This is a genomic window from Streptomyces sp. NPDC006516 (genome assembly GCF_040611875.1).
Classification (GTDB): Bacteria; Actinomycetota; Actinomycetes; order Streptomycetales; family Streptomycetaceae; genus Streptomyces.
This window is the reverse complement of record NZ_JBEXPD010000002.1, coordinates 667,300-682,838: the sequence shown is the minus strand read 5'-3', so window position 1 is coordinate 682,838 and position 15,539 is coordinate 667,300. Positions and strand designations below refer to the sequence as shown.

General features: G+C 71.1%; 11 protein-coding genes. 6 read left to right on the top strand and 5 right to left on the bottom strand.

Going from position 1 to position 15,539, the window contains the following annotated elements:
• Positions 1–422 precede the first annotated feature (422 nt).
• Positions 423–2,156, top strand: coding sequence for a glycoside hydrolase family 18 protein (locus tag ABZY45_RS09305; RefSeq protein WP_356737738.1), 1,734 nt, complete (start codon positions 423–425; stop codon positions 2,154–2,156).
• 79 nt (positions 2,157–2,235) lie between these two features.
• On the opposite strand, the gene ABZY45_RS09300 is transcribed toward ABZY45_RS09305, so the two are convergent.
• Positions 2,236–3,540 (bottom strand): Nramp family divalent metal transporter, encoded by a 1,305-nt coding sequence (locus tag ABZY45_RS09300; protein WP_356737736.1) that lies wholly within the window; start codon positions 3,538–3,540, stop codon positions 2,236–2,238.
• A 206-nt stretch (positions 3,541–3,746) separates the two neighbouring features.
• Here ABZY45_RS09300 and ABZY45_RS09295 point away from each other — a divergent pair, with 206 nt between their 5' ends.
• Positions 3,747–5,810 carry a protein kinase gene (locus tag ABZY45_RS09295; protein WP_356737734.1) on the top strand — a complete coding sequence of 688 codons (2,064 nt, stop codon included), beginning with the start codon at positions 3,747–3,749 and terminating at the stop codon, positions 5,808–5,810.
• 113 nt (positions 5,811–5,923) lie between these two features.
• Here ABZY45_RS09295 and ABZY45_RS09290 read toward each other — a convergent pair whose 3' ends face one another.
• The 4 genes from ABZY45_RS09290 to ABZY45_RS09275 all read right to left on the bottom strand — a co-directional run bounded on the left by ABZY45_RS09290 (position 5,924) and on the right by ABZY45_RS09275 (position 9,752).
• Positions 5,924–7,396 carry a gluconate:H+ symporter gene (locus tag ABZY45_RS09290; RefSeq protein ID WP_356737732.1) on the bottom strand — a complete coding sequence of 491 codons (1,473 nt, stop codon included), beginning with the start codon at positions 7,394–7,396 and terminating at the stop codon, positions 5,924–5,926.
• Positions 7,397–7,524: 128 nt separating this feature from the next.
• Positions 7,525–7,935 carry a RidA family protein gene (locus ABZY45_RS09285; RefSeq protein WP_033297919.1) on the bottom strand — a complete coding sequence of 137 codons (411 nt, stop codon included), beginning with the start codon at positions 7,933–7,935 and terminating at the stop codon, positions 7,525–7,527.
• Positions 7,936–7,941: 6 nt separating this feature from the next.
• On the bottom strand, positions 7,942–8,700 hold the full coding sequence (locus tag ABZY45_RS09280) for an IclR family transcriptional regulator (RefSeq protein WP_356737729.1): 759 nt from the start codon (positions 8,698–8,700) through the stop codon (positions 7,942–7,944).
• Positions 8,697–9,752: a sugar kinase gene (locus ABZY45_RS09275; protein ID WP_356737727.1), complete on the bottom strand. Its 1,056-nt coding sequence runs from the start codon at positions 9,750–9,752 to the stop codon at positions 8,697–8,699. The genes ABZY45_RS09280 and ABZY45_RS09275 overlap by 4 nt, the downstream gene beginning before the upstream one ends.
• Before the next feature lie 137 nt (positions 9,753–9,889).
• Between ABZY45_RS09275 and ABZY45_RS09270 the strand changes: the two genes are divergently transcribed.
• The 4 genes from ABZY45_RS09270 (at position 9,890) to ABZY45_RS09255 (ending at position 15,494) form a co-directional block, all read left to right on the top strand.
• The gene (locus ABZY45_RS09270; RefSeq protein ID WP_356737725.1) at positions 9,890–11,191 is read left to right on the top strand and encodes an alanine racemase; all 1,302 of its coding nucleotides are present in this window, start codon (positions 9,890–9,892) and stop codon (positions 11,189–11,191) included.
• Between the two features lie 38 nt (positions 11,192–11,229).
• Positions 11,230–12,855, top strand: coding sequence for a D-aminoacylase (locus ABZY45_RS09265; RefSeq protein WP_356737723.1), 1,626 nt, complete (start codon positions 11,230–11,232; stop codon positions 12,853–12,855).
• 396 nt (positions 12,856–13,251) lie between these two features.
• Positions 13,252–14,082: an arylamine N-acetyltransferase gene (locus tag ABZY45_RS09260; RefSeq protein ID WP_356737721.1), complete on the top strand. Its 831-nt coding sequence runs from the start codon at positions 13,252–13,254 to the stop codon at positions 14,080–14,082.
• A gap of 200 nt (positions 14,083–14,282) precedes the next feature.
• Positions 14,283–15,494 carry a pyridoxal phosphate-dependent aminotransferase gene (locus tag ABZY45_RS09255; RefSeq protein WP_145803703.1) on the top strand — a complete coding sequence of 404 codons (1,212 nt, stop codon included), beginning with the start codon at positions 14,283–14,285 and terminating at the stop codon, positions 15,492–15,494.
• Positions 15,495–15,539 lie beyond the last annotated feature (45 nt).

Below are 15,539 nucleotides of genomic sequence, written 5' to 3'. Positions count from 1 at the left end.
ACCCAGTACGACAACATCCTGCACGGACGTTCGCAACGCGCCCGTACGAAATCGGACCAAAAGCAGAGTCGTTAACTTCTGTACCACTGCGGAGGGTTACCCCCGTCCTTCTGGTTTGGAATGCACGGCAATTCATCCGCGCACGTCAGAACGGCCCCAGCCGCTTTCCCCGGCGCCCCGCCGATATCCACTCCGTCACGTTCCGGATACCTCCGCGAGAGTCACCCGCGCGAGTGCACAGGGGCCGGGAGGTCACCACCCGCAGGTGGACCAGCGCCTCCACCAGCACCTCTCCGCCGCCCGTCGGCGGGCATCCGGGCCGCCAGAGGTCTTGACAACTCGATTGGTCTGGACCAGTTTATCGGCCAACGGTGGCCACCGTTCCCCGCCAGCACCCCCAACTCCCCCACCGGAGGCAGCAAGTGGAACGCTCCGCAGGCAGCAGCAGGCACAGAAGACACCGCGTCCGGCGTGTCCTCGGCGGGGCCGTGGCCGCCGTGGCGGCCGGGGCGCTGACCGTCACCGGGCTCGCCACCAGTGCGCAGGCGGCCGACGTCAACGTGGCCAGGAACGCCGGCTTCGAGTCAGGGCTCGCCAACTGGACCTGTTCCGGTGGCAGCGGCACCACCGTCTCCTCCCCCGTGCACGGCGGCACCTCCGCGCTCAAGGCCACACCGGCCGGGCAGGACAACGCCAAGTGCACGCAGACCGTGGCCGTGAAGCCCAACTCCACGTACTCGCTCAGCTCCTGGGTGCAGGGCGGTTACGCCTACATCGGGGCGAGCGGCACCGGGACCACCGACGTCTCCACCTGGTCGCCGGGCTCCAGCACCTGGACCCAGCTCAGGACCAGCTTCACCACCGGCCCCTCCACCACCTCGGTGACCGTCTACACCCACGGCTGGTACGGCCAGGCCGCCTACCTCGCGGACGACGTCGCGGTCACCGGTCCCGACGGCGGCGGTGGAACGGATCCCGCCCCCACCGTCCCGGGCGCACCCGCCGGGCTGGCGGTCGGCGCGACGACCACCTCCTCCGTCGCCCTGTCCTGGAACGCGGTGTCCGGGGCCACCGGCTACACCGTCTACCGCGACGGTGCCAAGGCGACCACCTCCACCGGCACCTCCGCGACGGTGACGGGGCTGGCCGCGGACACCGCGTACCAGTTCTCGGTCAGCGCGACCAACGCCGCCGGTGAGTCCGTCAAGTCCGCCACCGTCAGCGGCCGTACGGCGAAGGCCACCGACCCGGGCCCCGGCCCGTCCACCTCGGTGCCCAAGCACGCGGTGACCGGCTACTGGCAGAACTTCAACAACGGCGCCGCCGTCCAGAAGCTCAGCGACGTGCCCGCGGCGTACGACATCATCGCCGTCTCCTTCGCGGACGCCACGGCCACACCGGGCGCCGTCACCTTCAACCTGGACTCCGCCGGGCTGAACGGCTACACCGTCGCCCAGTTCAAGGCCGACATCAAGGCCAAGCAGGCCGCCGGGAAGAACGTCATCATCTCCGTCGGCGGTGAGAAGGGATCCGTCGCGGTCAACAGCGACGCCTCGGCAACCGCGTTCGCCGACTCGGTGTACGCACTCATCCAGGAGTACGGCTTCAACGGCGTCGACATCGACCTGGAGAACGGCCTCAACTCCACGTACATGACGAAGGCGCTGCGCGCGCTGTCGTCGAAGGCGGGCTCCGGCCTCGTCATCACGATGGCACCGCAGACGATCGACATGCAGTCGACCTCCGGCGAGTACTTCAAGACGGCGCTCAACGTCAAGGACATCCTGACCGTCGTCAACATGCAGTACTACAACAGCGGTTCGATGCTCGGCTGCGACGGCAAGGTCTACTCCCAGGGCTCGGTGGACTTCCTCACCGCGCTCGCCTGCATCCAGCTGGAGGGCGGACTCGCCCCGTCGCAGGTCGGCCTCGGCGTCCCCGCCTCCACCCGGGGCGCGGGCAGTGGTTACGTCGCCCCGTCCATCGTGAACGCGGCCCTGGACTGCCTGGCCAAGGGCACGAGCTGCGGCTCCTTCAAGCCGTCCAGGACGTACCCGGAGATCCGGGGGGCCATGACCTGGTCGACGAACTGGGACGCCACGGCGGGCAACGCCTGGTCGAGCGCGGTCGGCCCGCACGTCCACGGACTTCCGTAGCCCTGTCGGACCGGTGAACCAGCAGCGCCGCCGCTCCCCCGGCGGCGCTGCTGCGTGCCCGCACAGCCGTGCGGAACACCTACCAGGGCAGGTCGCGCACCTGCTGGACGCACAGGACGACGAACAGCAGGCCCGCGGCCCCGAGCATCCCGTTGCTGAGCCAGCCGTTGCGCCACTCCCTCGGTGTACGGGAGGAGTTGAGCAGCCACAGCAGGGTCAGGGCGAGGAACGGCATGAAGAACGCGCCCAGGACCCCGTAGCCGATGACCAGGCCGAACGGCTCGTCCAGCCACAGGAGCGTCATCGGCGGAAAGGTCAGCCAGAGCAGGTACGCGCGGAACGGCACGGACCGCTCCTGCCGGCCGACCCGCACGCGCGCCGGCTGCTCGGCCGCCTCGCCGCTGCCGGCGGCCCGGATCCGCTCCACGAAGTCGGCGAACATCAGGCTCACCCCGTGCCACACACCGATGAGCGACGAGAACGACGTGGCGAAGAAGCCGACCAGGAACAGCTTCGCGGTGGCGGACCCGAAACGGTCCTCCAGGATCTGTCCGAGGTCGATGAGCCCCCGGTCGCCCTTGGTCAGCGCGATCTGCGAGGAGTGCAGCAGCTCGGCGCCCACGATCAGCATGGCGACGACGAAGATGCCGGTGGTGATGTAGGCGACCCGGTTGTCGATCCGCATCACCTTCATCCAGCTGGAGTCGGACCATCCCTTGGCGTTCACCCAGTAGCCGTAGGCCGCCATGGTGATGGTGCCGCCGACCCCGCCGATCAGCCCGAGCGTGTAGACCAGTGAGCCGTCGGGCAGCACGGGGAGCAGCCCCGCGAAGGAGGCGCCGACGTCCGGCACCACCCGGATCGCGACGTAGACCACCACGACGAACATGATGCCGATCAGGACCGTCATGACCTTCTCGAAGACGGCGTACTGGTTGAACCAGACGAAGACCAGGCCGATCAGCCCGGTGATGATCGCCCAGGTCTTGAGCCCCGGCCCGTCGGGGAAGAGCGCCACGATGGGCAGGGCGCTGGAGGACATGGCCGTCGCGCCGTACACGAATCCCCAGACGACGACGTACACCGCGAAGTAGCCGGTCGTCCAGCCGCCGAGGGTGCGCCAGCCGTCGAAGAGGGTGCGGCCCGTGGCGAGGTGCCAGCGGCCCACCGCCTCGGCGAGGGAGATCTTGACGAGGCAGCCGATCACGGCCGCCCACATGAGGGTGTAGCCGAATTTGCTTCCCGCGATGAGCGTCGCGACCAGGTCACCGGCGCCGACGCCGGTCGCCGCGACGACGATGCCGGGGCCGATGTACCTCCAGCTCGATTTGCGTGGCCGGGAGTCCAGCTCCCCGGTCTCTGTGGTTCCGCTTGTCTCCGCCATGTCGATCAACGAAGCGCATCGCGCGTCTTCGCACAAGGGGTCCCGTCGCGCCTCCGTCCCGCACACGGTCCGCTTCCCCGTCCCGCACGCACGCTCTCCGCGAGCAGCTGTGAACGTTCCGTGACAGGAGAGGGTGGTGCACCGGCCCCCCGCCCGTGGGACGCTGAACGCGCTGGACCGGAGGGCTGGGGGACGGGGGAAGTGGCATGGCTGGCGCGCGAGTCGAGCCGTTGGGCAGCGGTGACCCGGCGGCACTCGGTACGTACGAACTGCTCGGGAGGCTGGCCTCCGGGGGCATGGGGCGGATCTATCTCGCACGGAGCTCCGACGGGCGTCTGGCCGCCGTGAAGACCCTGCTGGCCGAGGGCGTCGTGAGCGACGTCGACCGGCGTCGCTTCACCCGCGAGGTGGAGCTCGCGCAGCGCATCGACAGCGCGTTCACGGCGCGGGTCCGGGACGCCGACCCTGGGGCGGAGCGGCCCTGGATGGCGATCGACTACATCGCTGCCCCGTCGCTGTCCGAGCTGGTCCGGAGCGCCGGTGTACTGCCCGGGTCGGCGGTCCGGTGGCTGGCGGCGGGGACGGCCGAGGCGCTCGTCACGCTGCACCGCGAGGGCATCATCCACCGGGACCTCAAGCCGCAGAACATCCTGCTGCCGCTCGCCGGACCCCGGGTGATCGACTTCGGGATCTCCCACGCGAACGACCTCACCCGCACGAGTCTCACCCTGGGGACGATCGCCTTCACCTCGCCCGAGCAGGCGCGCGGCGAGCCCTCGACGGAGGCCTCGGACGTGTACTCGCTCGGGGCGACCCTGTTCCATCTGGCCCTCGGCAGGCCCCCGTACCGCGCCGACAGCGACACCCTGGCCCTGCTGGCACGGGTGCAGCGTGGCGAACTGGACCTGGACGGGCTGCCCAAGGAACTGGCGACGCTGATCCGCCCCTGCCTTGCGGCCGATCCACGGCAACGGCCCGTGCCGGCCGAGATGCTGGACCGATTCCGCCGCTCGCTGGCCGGGCTCCCGGTCTCGCAGGACGGCCGCCGCTGGCTGCCCCAGCGGTGGACGGACCTGATCACGGAGTACGAACGTCAGGGGCGGGCCCTGGCGCGCGGGGCGGGCTCCGCGACCGGTGGCACCGACCCCGAGGGCCTGACGGCCGACCTGCGGACGGACGTGGTCCCGCCGCCGGACCCGACCCGGGTGTACACGCAGGAGAGGGAGCGCGCCGCACGCGAACAGGCGGAGCGCGAGCGGGCCGAGAAGGAGCGGGTGGAGCGCGAACGGGCCCGGCTCGCGCAGGAGCGGCTCCGGGAGCAGGAGTGGCAGCGGGAACTGGAGCGCAGGAAGGCCGAGGAGGTCCGGCGGAAGGCCGAGGAGAAGGAACGCAGGAAGGCCGAGAAGAAGGAGCGGGAGCGGGCTGAGCAGCAGGCCGCCCGTGAGCGGGCGGCCCGGGCGCGGGCCGGGCAGCAGTCCCCCCGCGCTTCGGCTTCAACGGGAGCCTGGCCCCGGCCCGGCCGCCCCGCACCGTCCCCCGCGCCTTCCCCGCCCTCCCGCGCCAAGAAGTCCTCCTCCGGGCTGGGGCTGCTGGTGGTGCTGGCCGTCATCGGGTTCTTCGTCTGGCAGAGCACGCAGTCCGACACCTCGGGCGGCACAGGGGGCACCGGCCTCACCTCCAGTGCCTCGCCGACCATCGGGACGGGCGGTACGACCGGCGGCGAGACGGGCACCGGCTACGAGCCGGACCCCGAGCCGACGCCCGATGCGGACGACGAGGCGTTCGGCGCCGTGTCGACCGGGGACTGCCTGACCGCCTACGACGACGGATACGGCGACTGGTCGGCCGACACCCCCGAGACCGTGGACTGCGACGCCGCGAACGCCTACCTCCGTGTCACCTCGACCGACGACGGGATCAGCGGTTCCGACTGCCCGGACGGCTCGGGCGAGTCGTACTGGTCGCACGTGGGCTCCGTGACGGAGTTCAGCAGAACCCTCTGCGTGGAGCGCCAGTTCCGCGTGGGCGAGTGCTTCGTCGCCAAGCAGCAGGGCGACCGGATGACGGACGCACGGCTCATGACCGTGTGGAGCTGCGGCAAGGACACCGTGCCCAAGGGCTACGACGTGATCCTGCAGATCACCGGCCGGTGGCGGGCCGAGTCGACCTATCCTCCCGGCTACTGCTCGAAGAGCAGCACCGACCAGGAGGACTACTGGCTGTTCGAGGTGAACGACGACAGAACGGTGCTCTGCGTCAGGTGGGTCTGAGCCGGCGCGCGTCGCACGCCGGCCACGGCGACGGACCCGGATCCCCGGCCCCGGAGCGGAGTCGGTGACCCGGGCCCTGAGCCGGTGGTCCGGGCCCGGTGCCGGCGGAGGCGCTAGATCACCAGGCTGAGCGCCGCCGCGACCACGAACCCGGCGACCGAGAGCACGGTCTCCAGGACCGTCCAGGTCTTGAGGGTGTCGCGCTCGGATATGCCGAAGTACTTCGACACCATCCAGAAGCCGCCGTCGTTGACGTGGGAGGCGAAGATCGATCCCGCGGAGATCGCCATGATGATCAGCGCGAGGTGCGCCTGCGACATGTCCTGGCCCTCGACGAGCGGGACGACGATGCCCGCCGTGGTGACGATCGCGACGGTCGCCGAGCCCTGCGCGACCCGCAGGACGACGGAGATCAGCCAGGCGAGCAGGATGACCGGCAGGCCGACGTCGTTGAAGGTGTCGGCGAGCGCGTCGGCGATGCCGCTGCCCTTCAGCACGGCGCCGAAGATCCCGCCCGCACCGACGACCAGCAGGATGTTGCCGACCGGCTTGAGCGAGGACGTGGAGACCGATTCGAGGGACTTGCGGGACCATCCCCGGCGGATGCCCAGCAGGTAGTAGGCGAGGAGCAGGGCGATCGTCAGCGCGACGAACGGGTTGCCGAAGAACTCGACGACCGAGCGCAGGGTGGAGGGGTCCAGGGCGATGGACGAGAACGTCGCGGCGAGGATCAGCACCAGCGGAGTGCCGATGATCGCGAGCACGGTACCGAGCGGGACGGGCTTCTCGTGCGGGGTGACCCCGGCCGCGCGCTGCTCGGCGACCACGGCGGCCTTGGACTCCTCGGCCGCCTCCACCATGTCCTGGGGTACGTCGACGAAGACGCGCTTGCCGATCCAGGACGCGTACGCCCAGGCGGCGAGCACGGACGGGATGCCGACGACGGCGCCCATCAGGATGACCCAGCCCAGGGAGACGTTGAAGAGGCCCGCGGCGGCGACCGGTCCGGGGTGCGGGGGCAGGAACGCGTGGGTCATCGAGAGACCGGCCAGCAGCGGCATCGCGTACAGGACGATCGACTTGCCCGAGCGCTTGGCGGCGGCGTAGACGATCGGCGCGAGGACGAAGATGCCGACGTCGAAGAAGACCGGGATGCCGAAGATCAGACCGGTGAGGCCCATGGCCAGCGGGGCGCGCTTCTCGCCGAAGAGGTTGAGCAGGCGGGCGCTGAGCACTTCCGCTCCGCCGGAGACCTCCAGGATCGCGCCGAGCATCGTGCCGAGCCCGATGATGATCGCGACGTGACCGAGGATGCCGCCCATGCCGGACTCGATGACCGAGACGGCGGCCGACTTCTGGACCGTGCCGAAGAGTTCGGTGACGGAGAGACCGGCACCGAGGCCGACGGCTATGGAGACGGCGAGCAGGGCGACGAACGGCTGCAGCCGGACCTTGATGATCAGGAAGAGCAGGAGCGCGATGCCCAGGGCGGCGACGGTCAGCAGACCGGGGGTGCCGCCGATGAGGAGGAGCAGACCACCGGTGTGGGGTGGCGCCTCGGCGGCGGGGGCGGCGGCGAGCAGCATGTGCGGTCAACTCCGTTGGTGACGGGGCCCTTCGGGGCAGGGAGGAGCGCGGCACGGCGCCCCTCGGGGAAGGGGGTGGGGCGCCGTGCCGGTTCGGGGGTGGGGCGGGTGGTGCGGGGATCAGCCCGTCAGCCGAGGACGGCGAGGGCGTCGATCTCGATGAGCAGCCCCTTGGGCAGGCCGACGTACACCGTCGTACGTGCGGAGGCGGGGGCCTTGAGTCCCTGCTCCTCGAAGTACTCGTTGTAGATCGCGTTCATCTCGGCGAAGTGGTCGACGTCCGTGAGGTAGACGCGCATCATCATCACGTCGTCCCAGCTCGCGCCGCCCTCCTCCAGGATCGCCTTGACGTTGGCGAAGGTCTGAAGGGTCTGCTCGCGGAGCGTCGGACCCGCCGGGGTGGGCGCCTGGCCCTCGACCGCGGGCAGGAAGCCGACCTGACCGGCGACCTGGAGGATGTTCCCCTTCTTCACGCCGTGCGAGAACTTGGCGGGCGGGGCGGTGTGGGTGCTGGGGGTGAGGGCGGTCTTCTCGGTCATGGCGGTTCAGGCTTTCTTGGTGGGGGTGGTGCCGGAGTACTCCCGGCTGATGGTGTCCGCGGTGCGTCGCACCAGGGGGAGCAGGGTGAGGAGTTCCTCGGCCGTGACGACCACGTTCGGTGCGGAGACCGACATGGCGGCGACGACCCGCCCGTCCGCGCCCCTGATGGGGGCACCGACGCAGTTGATGGACTCCTCGTGGCCGCCGAGGTCGGTGGCCCAGCCCTGTTCGCGTACGACGGCGAGCTCCTTGAGGAAGGCGCCGGCGTTCGGGACCGAACGGGACGTGTACATGGGGTAGTCGAGCCGTTCGGCGATCACGCGCCGCTCGGGCTCGGTGAGGTCGGCCAGGAGCAGCTTGGCGACCGCGGCGACGGTGATCGCGACGGGTTTACCGATCCGCGAGTACATGCGCACGGGGTAGCGGCTCTCGACCTTGTCGATGTAGAGGACCTCGTTCTCCTCGTACACCGCGAGGTGGACGGTGTGACCGCACTGCTCGTTGAGCGCGACGAGGTGGCTGTGGGCGATCTCGCGCACGTCGAGGTTCTCGACGGCCTCCTGCGCGAGGGCGAAGAGACGCGCGCCGAGGCGGTATCGCTGGTCCTCCTGGCGGTAGACGAGTCCGTGCTCGTGGAGCGTGCGGAGCAGGCGCAGCGCCGTGGACTTGTGGACGCCGAGCCGCTCGGCGACCTGGCCGAGGTCGGCGGGGCCCTGGGCGAGCAGCGGCAGGATGCTCAGCGCGCGGTCGACGGTCTGGCTCATGTGACTCGTACCTCCTCGTTCGCCCCTGCGGCGGCTGTCCAGCCGGGGCCGAGACGAAGTGTGCCCCAGGCCTCGTCGTCCAGGGCCGCCAGCCGGTCGGCGTGGGCGCGGGGCGGGGGGCCCGTGAGGTCGCCGGGGACGGTGAGGACGGCCGCGGCCATGAGGTGGCCGTGCCGGGCCCGGTCGCGTACGGGCAGGTCGCGCAGGGTGGCGGAGAGGAACCCGGCGGCGAAGGCGTCACCGGCTCCGACGGCGGCGACGACGTCCACGCGGAGGGAGGGGACGTCGGTGACGGTGTCCTGCGCCGGGGCGCCGTCGCGCGAGAAGACCGTGACGCCGTCGGCTCCCCGCTTGACGACCAGGTGGGCCGGCTCCGGAAGCGCGGCGCGGATCGCCTCGGCTCCGTGGAGGCCCCACGCCTCCTCCGCCTCGTCCTCGCCCACGAAGACGAGGTCGCTGCGCCGGGCGAGGCCGATCAGTACTCCGGGGCCGGCGTCGCCACCGCGCCACAGGCCGGGCCGGTGGTTGACGTCGAAGGAGATCAGCGGGCGGTTGTCCCGGGGGGCCGTGAGGTCGTCGAGGAGCGCCAGGCAGTCGGCGGAGAGCGCGGCGGTGATGCCCGACAGGTGCAGGACACGGCCGCCGAGTACGTCCTCGTACGGGACGTTGTGCGGGGACATCGCCGAGGCGGCGGATCCGGCCCGGTAGTACGCCACCTCGTGGGCGTCGGTGGCCCTGTCCGTCGCCGTGCGGAAGTAGATGCCGGTGGGGCGGTCCGGATCGCGGCGTACGGCGGAGGTGTCGACGCCGTAGCCGGCGATGGCCTCGACGAGGTGGTCGCCGAATCCGTCCGCGCCGACCCGGCCGACCCAGGCCGCCCGGTGGCCGGCGGCGGCCAGTGCACAGGCGACGTTGGACTCGGCGCCGCCGATACCCCGGCTGAAGGAGGGGACGTCGGCGAGGCGGCCCGGCTGCGAGGGCAGGAACGTCACCATGGACTCACCGAGGCAGACGACGTCCGCTGTGGCTGTCCTGGCTGCGTGTCCGGACACTCTGGGCTCCTCTTGGTCGGCCGTGGGCGCCGGTGCACACCATTGACCCGGCATCGGCTCGGATGTTAGACAGCCTTGAGCGATATGCGCAATGGTCGTTGCAGATGATGCAACGACGAGTCTCCGAGGAGGATCCCTTGGCCGCCCAGCAGTCAGCCGAACAGTCCGCGAAGGCGCTCGCCGGCGAGGTGGTCGACCACCGCTTCAAGGCGCTGCCGCCCGACGCCGAGGGGCTGACCGTCGGCGCCCTGGCCGCCGAGCGCCGCAACCTCTTCACGGGCGGCTTCACCACACCCGTGCTGGCCCTGTCCGCCGAGTCGGTCGAGGCCAACCTCGTCCTCCTGGAGACGTACGCGGAGCGGCACGGTCTGGCCTTCGCGCCGCACGGCAAGACGTCGATGTCCCCCCAGCTCTTCGCCCGCCAGCTGGAGCACGGCGCCTGGGGCATCACCGCGGCGGTCCCCCACCAGGCCCGGGTGTACCGCGCCCACGGCATCCGCCGGATCTTCCTGGCCAACGAGCTCGTCGACGCGGTGGCCCTGCGCTGGCTGGCCGGCGAGCTGGACGCCGACCCTGACTTCACCTTCGCCTGTTACGTCGACTCCGTGCGCGGAGTCGAGCTGATGGACGAGGCCCTGCGAGCGGCGGGCGCGGTGCGCCCCGTCGACGTCGTGGTGGAGCTGGGCGCCGGCCAGGGTGCCCGCACCGGCGCCCGCACGGAGGCCGACTGCGCGGCGGTCGCCGACGCGGTGGCCGCCACGTCCACCCTGCGCCTGGTGGGCGTCGCCGGTTACGAGGGCGAGGTGCCGGACGCCACCCCGGAGCGGGTGCGTGAGTGGCTGCGACGGCTCGTCGCGCTCGCCGCCGACTTCGACGCCGCCGGCCGTTTCACATCGCTGGCCGACGGCGAGGAGATCCTGGTCAGTGCGGGCGGAAGCGCGTGGTTCGACGCCGTCGCCGACGTGTTCGCCGAGATCCCCGCGCTGAGCCGGCCCGTCCTCAAGCTGCTGCGCTCCGGCGCGTACGTCAGCCACGACGACGGCCACTACCGCCACCTCACCCCCTTCAACCGGATCCCCGAGGAGGGTGCGTTGCAACCGGCCTTCCGGCTCTGGGCGCAGGTCGTCTCCCGCCCCACCGCCGGGCAGGCCTTCGTGAACGCGGGCAAGCGTGACGCCGCCTACGACCTGGACCTGCCCGAGGCGCAGGCCGTCCGCTCCGCGCGCGACGGTTCGGTGCGGCCGGCCACCGGCATCACCGTCAGCGGGCTGTCCGACCAGCACGGCTGGGTGCGCACGGAGGCGGACGCCGAGCTGGAGGTCGGCGACTGGCTCGGCATGGGCCTCTCGCACCCCTGCACCTCCTTCGACAAGTGGCAGCTGATCCCGCTGGTCGAGGCGGACGGCACGGTCACCGACTACATCCGCACCTTCTTCTGAGCCGGCGGAGCCCTCACCACCCGAAAGGCGACACCCCCATGGACCTGGTCATCCGCGACGCCCGCGTCGTCGACGGCACCGGTAACCCCTCCTACCGCGCCGACGTGGGCATCACGGACGGCCGGATCACCGAGATCCGCGAGGAGGGCGACGGCCCCCGCCCGACGGCCTCCCGTACCCTGGACGCCGACGGGCTCGCGCTCTCGCCGGGCTTCATCGACATGCACGCGCACAGCGATCTCGCCCTGCTGCGCGACCCGGACCACAGCGCGAAGGCCGCCCAGGGCGTCACACTGGAGGTCCTCGGCCAGGACGGTCTGTCGTACGCCCCCGCCGACGACCGCACACTCGCCGAGGTCCGCCGCTCCATCGCCGGGTGGAACGGTGACGGCAGCGACATCGACTTCGACTGGCGCACCGTCGGCGGCTACCTGGACCGCCTCGACCGCAACTTCGGCGGCCAGGGCGTCGCCGTCAACGCCGCCTACCTCATCCCGCAGGGCACGGTCCGGATGCTCGCCGTCGGCTGGGACGACCGTCCCGCCACCGAGGCCGAACTGGACCGCATGAAGGAGCTCGTCGCCCAGGGCATGGCCGAGGGCGCGGTCGGCATGTCCTCGGGCCTGACCTACACGCCGGGGATGTACGCGAAGGACGCCGAACTCACCGAGCTCTGCCGGGTGGTGGCCGCCCACGACGGCTACTACTGCCCGCACCACCGGTCCTACGGGGCGGGGGCCGTCCAGGCGTACGAGGAGATGGTGCGGCTCACCCGCGACGCCGGCTGCGCCCTCCATCTCGCGCACGCGACGATGAACTTCGGCGTGAACAAGGGCAAGGCCCCCGAACTCCTCGCCCTCCTGGACGAGGCCCTCGCGGGGGGCGCGGACATCTCCCTGGACACCTATCCGTACACGCCCGGCTGCACGACTCTCGTGGCGATGCTGCCCAGTTGGGCGAGCGAGGGCGGTCCGGAGTCGATCCTGACCCGGCTCGCCGACGAGACGACAGCCGAACGGATCCGCCACCACATGGAGGTCCTGGGGTCCGACGGCTGCCACGGCGTCCCGATCGAGTGGGACACGATAGAGATCTCCGGCGTCGGCAATCCGGAGCTGTCGGACCACGTCGGCCGTACGGTGGCCGAGTCCGCGCTGCTGCGCGGCGAGGAACCCTGGGTGACGGCCCGTCGGCTGCTCACCGAGGACCGGCTCGGCACGACGATCCTCCAGCACGTGGGCCATGAGGAGAACGTGCGGCAGATCATGCGCCACCGGGTGCACACCGGTGGCAGCGACGGCATCCTCCAGGGCGACAAGCCGCACCCCCGGGCGTACGGGACGTTCCCCCAGTACCTCGGCCGGTACGCGCGCGAGCTGGGCATCCTCTCGCTGGAGGAATGCGTCGCCCACCTCACCTCCCGCCCGGCCGCCCGTCTGCGCCTCCCGGACCGCGGCCTCGTCCGCGAGGGCTACCGCGCGGACCTGGTCCTCTTCGATCCGGCCACGGTGGCGGCGGGCTCGACCTTCGACGAGCCGCGCACCCTCCCGGTCGGCATCCCGCACGTCCTGATCGACGGGCGTTTCGTCATCGAGGACGGCAGGCGAACCTCCACCCTGGCGGGCCGGGCGGTACGAGGACGCGGACGCGCCGCGAGGGGCTGACGACCGGGCCGGCGCGTCAGCCGGTTCGGCGTGCGGCGGGCATCGGGCTCCGGCCGGGCCGGAGTCGGCGTACTGGGACGTCAGGACGGCCGGGAGGAATCCGACGCTGGGTTCCACGACGGTGCCGGCGTGCACGCCCTGGTGCTCGAAGTGGGCGGTCTGATCGTTCCCGCGCGCGTCACCGCACCGTTCCCCCGCGCGCCTGACCCCTCGGCCCGGCGGCCTGTTCCCCGGTGGGCCGAGGTGTGGAGGACGACTGCGGGACGGCTGCGGGAGGCAACCGCCTGCCGACCTCCGGGCAGGACTCCGCAGGGCGCACGGGGGCCGTGTTCCCCGTAACTCCTGCGCCGTGACGGCATTTGGGAAACCCCCGAGGTGTCTGCGTACTGTCGGAACATGACACTCGACCTCGACGCCTACTTCGCCCGCATCGGCTGGGCGGGGAGCACGGACCGCCGGCCCACCGTGGAGGTGCTGCGGTCCGTGCACCGCGCCCACATGCTGGGCATCCCGTTCGAGAATCTGGAACCCCTCCTCGGCAGCGCCCCGTCCCTCGCGCTCCCGGACCTGGAGAAGAAGCTCGTACGCAGTGAGCGCGGCGGCTACTGCTACGAGCACAACACCCTCCTGGCCGCCGCCCTGACCCAGCTCGGCTTCCACGTCACGCTGCTGACCGCGCGAGTGGTCCTGGGCGCCGCCCCCGGCGACGTCCGGCCCCGTACGCACATGCTGATGAAGGTGGACGTCGAAGAAGAGGGCGAAGGCGGCCCCACCTCCTGGCTGGCGGACGTCGGCTTCGGCTCGCACGGCGCGCTGCTGGAGCCGATCCCGCTCGTGGTGGACACCGAACTGCTCGACACCCCGCGCCGCCACCGGCTCGTGCACGCCCCGCACGACGGCCCGCTGGAGATGTGGGAGCTACAGGCGGACAAGGGCGGCTACTGGGAGCCGCAGTACGAGTTCACCCTGGAACCGTTCGAGGCTCCGGACTACGAGGTCATCAACTGGCACATCGCGACGAACCCGCGCTCCCCGTTCCGGCAGGCGGTCTACGCCCAGCGCACGCTGCCCGGTCTGCACCGCGCCCTGTCCGGGCGGACGCTGGTGGAGACGGCCGACGACGGCACGGTCGAGGAGCGGGAGCTGAGCGACGACGCCGAGGTGCTGCGGGTGCTCGCCGAGGACTTCGGCGTACGCCTCCCGGAGGGGACCGTCCTGCCCGGCTGACCAGGGTGGCGCATCTCACCGGCGCCGCCGCCCACGCCCGCATTCCAAGCCGCGGCCCCGCCCGGACCGGACGTTCCCACGGTCCGCGGCCGGGGCGGCATGGCGATGAAAGTCCCGGCGGGCCGTGGCACACCCCCGGAGGGAGCAACGGGCAGGCAAACCGGGAGCACCGCGCGAAACACGGTCGTAAGCTCGCAGACATGCAGGTCATCCAGTCCACGAAGCTCTCCGGCGTCTGTTACGAAATCCGCGGCCCCGTGCTCGAAGAGGCCATGCGGCTCGAAGCGGCAGGTCATCGCATCCTCAAGCTCAACACGGGCAATCCCGCCGCGTTCGGGTTCGAGTGCCCGCCGGAGATCCTCGAGGACATCCTGCGCAACCTCTCGGGCGCGCACGGTTACGGCGACGCGAAGGGCCTGCTGTCGGCGCGCCGCGCGGTGATGCAGCACTACCAGACCAAGGGGATCGACCTCGGCGTCGAGGACATCTACCTCGGCAACGGCGTGTCCGAGCTGATCCAGATGTCGATGCAGGCACTGCTCGACGACGGCGACGAGGTACTCGTCCCCGCTCCGGACTACCCACTGTGGACGGCCTCGGTCTCGCTGGCCGGCGGCACGGCCGTGCACTACCGCTGCGACGAGCAGTCCGACTGGATGCCCGACCTCGCGGACCTGGAGCGGAAGATCACCGACCGCACCAAGGCGCTCGTGATCATCAACCCGAACAATCCGACGGGCGCGGTCTACGACGACGAGATGCTGCGCGGGCTGACGGAGATCGCCCGCCGCCACAACCTGGTCGTCTGCTCCGACGAGATCTACGACCGGATCCTCTACGACGGTGCGACGCACACGCCCACCGCCGCGATCGCCCCCGACCTGATGGTCCTCACCTTCAACGGGCTCTCCAAGAACTACCGGATCGCGGGCTACCGCTCCGGGTGGATGGCGGTCTGCGGCCCGAAGGCCCACGCCTCCTCGTACATCGAGGGGCTGACGGTGCTCGCCAACATGCGGCTGTGCGCCAACATGCCCGCGCAGCACGCGGTGGCCACCGCGCTCGGCGGCCGGCAGTCGATCAACGAGCTGGTGCTGCCGGGCGGGCGGATCCTGGAACAGCGGGACATCGCGTACGACCTGCTGACGCAGATCCCCGGTGTGACCTGCGTGAAGCCGAAAGGGGCGCTGTATCTCTTCCCGAGGCTCGACCCCAAGGTCTTCAAGATCAAGGACGACCGTCAGATGGTCCTCGACCTGCTGCGGGCCGAGAAGATCATGGTGGTGCAGGGCACGGGCTTCAACTGGCCGGAGCCCGACCACTTCCGCGTGGTCACACTGCCGCCGGCCAAGGACCTGACCGATGCGGTGACGCGTATCGGGAAGTTCCTGGACGGCTACAGCCAGCCGTGACCCCCGGCCGGCGGCGCCCTGTGCACGGCCCACAGGACCCGACAC

What these genes read in the sequence shown, in the direction of transcription:
- ABZY45_RS09300 (WP_356737736.1), bottom strand. Translation starts at nt 3,540, where the DNA reads ATGGCGGAGACAAGCGGAACCACAGAGACCGGGGAGCTGGACTCCCGG.
- ABZY45_RS09295 (WP_356737734.1), top strand. Translation starts at nt 3,747, where the DNA reads ATGGCTGGCGCGCGAGTCGAGCCGTTGGGCAGCGGTGACCCGGCGGCA.
- ABZY45_RS09290 (WP_356737732.1), bottom strand. Translation starts at nt 7,396, where the DNA reads ATGCTGCTCGCCGCCGCCCCCGCCGCCGAGGCGCCACCCCACACCGGT.
- ABZY45_RS09285 (WP_033297919.1), bottom strand. Translation starts at nt 7,935, where the DNA reads ATGACCGAGAAGACCGCCCTCACCCCCAGCACCCACACCGCCCCGCCC.
- ABZY45_RS09280 (WP_356737729.1), bottom strand. Translation starts at nt 8,700, where the DNA reads ATGAGCCAGACCGTCGACCGCGCGCTGAGCATCCTGCCGCTGCTCGCC.
- ABZY45_RS09265 (WP_356737723.1), top strand. Translation starts at nt 11,230, where the DNA reads ATGGACCTGGTCATCCGCGACGCCCGCGTCGTCGACGGCACCGGTAAC.
- ABZY45_RS09260 (WP_356737721.1), top strand. Translation starts at nt 13,252, where the DNA reads ATGACACTCGACCTCGACGCCTACTTCGCCCGCATCGGCTGGGCGGGG.
- ABZY45_RS09255 (WP_145803703.1), top strand. Translation starts at nt 14,283, where the DNA reads ATGCAGGTCATCCAGTCCACGAAGCTCTCCGGCGTCTGTTACGAAATC.